Origin of the sequence: Dyadobacter sp., from assembly GCF_051859145.1 — a bacterium.
Lineage (GTDB): Bacteria > Bacteroidota > Bacteroidia > Cytophagales > Spirosomataceae > Dyadobacter.
The window spans coordinates 2,503-4,455 of sequence record NZ_JBHYGF010000296.1 but is presented as its reverse complement, the minus strand read 5'-3'; the positions used below and the strand labels follow the sequence as shown (position 1 = coordinate 4,455).

Genomic DNA, 1,953 nt, shown 5'->3' with positions numbered 1-1,953 from the left:
ATGCAGAAATCCCGGGCGCTACTTACCTGGGCGACGGCCGGCCGCAGGAAAAAGTGGTTTGGGTGGAGAATGGGGTTGTTAAGAATATGTCGTACTCACGTTTCTGGGCTGAAAAACAGGGGGTGAAAGCGGTACCGCCGGCGGGAGGTTTTATTTTTCAGGGAGGGAACGAGTCCATTGCGGACCTGATTAAAAGTACTGAAAAGGGGATTTTAGTTACCCGCTTCTGGTACATCCGCGCGGTTGATCCGCAAACCCTGCTTTATACCGGACTTACCCGCGACGGTACTTTTTACATTGAAAACGGCCAGATCAAGTATCCTGTCAAAAATTTCCGGTTCAATGAAAGTCCCGTGATCATGCTCAATAATGTGGAAGCAATAGGAAAGCCGGTGCGTGCGAACGGGAGTCTCGTGCCGCCTCTCAAAATCCGTGACTTTACTTTTACAAGTCTCTCCGATGCAGTCTGACCATTTATATCAGATTAATGCCTTACATACAAAGAAGATTTGGCAGAAGCGGGCAACTTCTTACATTAAGATTTGTCTTTGACGCAAAATCAATCCGCCACGAATAGCAAACATTTACAAACACATTGAACAGACGAGATTTTATTCAAATGGCCGGGCTAGGAACGGGAGCGTTCATGATGCCCGGGCTTGTGACCGGCCGGCCGGTTTCCCCTGAGGCATTTCTGGTGCCGGGCGTGGACGTGGCCATTAAAAAGCGACTGGCCGACGCGGCTTTGAACGCTGCAAAAGCAAAGGGTGCGACTTACGCCGATGTCCGGATCGGTCGCTATCTCAATCAATTCGTCGTGACGCGCGAGGACAAGGTTCAGAACATCGTTAACACGGAGTCTTATGGCGTGGGCGTGCGGGTGATCGCGAATGGGTGCTGGGGGTTTTCGGCTGTGGTGGATGTGAACAACGAAACGCAAATGGCGCAGGCGGCCGAAAGCGCAGTCGCAATCGCCAAAGCCAATGCGAAACTGATGAAAGAACCGGTTCAGCTGGCGCCTCAGAAAGGCTTCGGAGAGGTTAGCTGGAAAGCCCCGATCAAGAAAAATGCATTTGAGGTACCTATTAAGGAGAAAGTCGACCTGCTGCTGTCCGTAAATGACGCAGCATTGAAAAACGGCGCGAATTATGTCAACTCGGTACTTTTCATGGTCAACGAGCAGAAATATTTTGCGTCTACAGACGGCTCCTATATCGACCAGGATATTCACCGGATCTACCCACAATTCAATGTAACAACCATTGATCCGAAAAGCGGAAAGTTTGAGACGCGCCGGTCGCTGAGCGCGCCGATGGGAATGGGATACGATTATCTTCAGGTAAATCCGGCGGACAAAGTGACGGGTATCACTACGCGCTACGGCATGGGTTATGATATGCTAGAAGATGTGACTCTAGCCGCGAGACAAGCCAAGGAAAAACTAACCGCCAAATCGGTGGAAGCTGGTAAATACGACCTGGTACTGGATCCGTCGCATTTGTGGCTTACCATTCACGAATCTGTGGGCCACCCGCTTGAACTGGACCGCGTACTGGGCTACGAGGCCAATTTTGCAGGAACTTCATTTGCAACACTGGATAAATGGCAGTCGAAAAACTTCCAGTACGGAAGCAAGCAGGTGAACCTCGTAGCCGACAAGCTGCAGGTGGGTTCGCTGGGCGCGGTTGGCTGGGATGATGAAGGTGTTAATACCAAAAAGTGGGATCTCGTGCGGGATGGCGTGCTGGTAAACTACCAGGCGATCCGCGACCAGGTGCATATATTAGGAGAAAAAGAATCACAGGGTTGCTGCTATGCGGATAGTTGGAGCTCGGTGCAGTTTCAGCGCATGCCGAATGTCTCCCTCGAAGCTGGCAAAACGCCACTGAGTGTGGAAGAAATGATCAAGGATGTGAAAAAGGGTATCTACATTATTGGGGACGGATCCTTCTC

Annotated in this window: 1 protein-coding gene and 1 pseudogene; both read left to right on the top strand. The window is 50.8% G+C overall.

All coding sequences use genetic code 11. The annotated features are described in order from the left end of the window. Nucleotides 1–470, top strand: a 470-nt coding sequence (locus ACTIE6_RS16630; RefSeq protein ID WP_439557711.1) for a metallopeptidase TldD-related protein, incomplete at its 5' end; no start/stop codon positions are given. Between the two features lie 125 nt (nt 471–595). Continuing rightward, nucleotides 596–1,953, top strand: a pseudogene (locus ACTIE6_RS16625) (TldD/PmbA family protein); the annotation flags it as partial.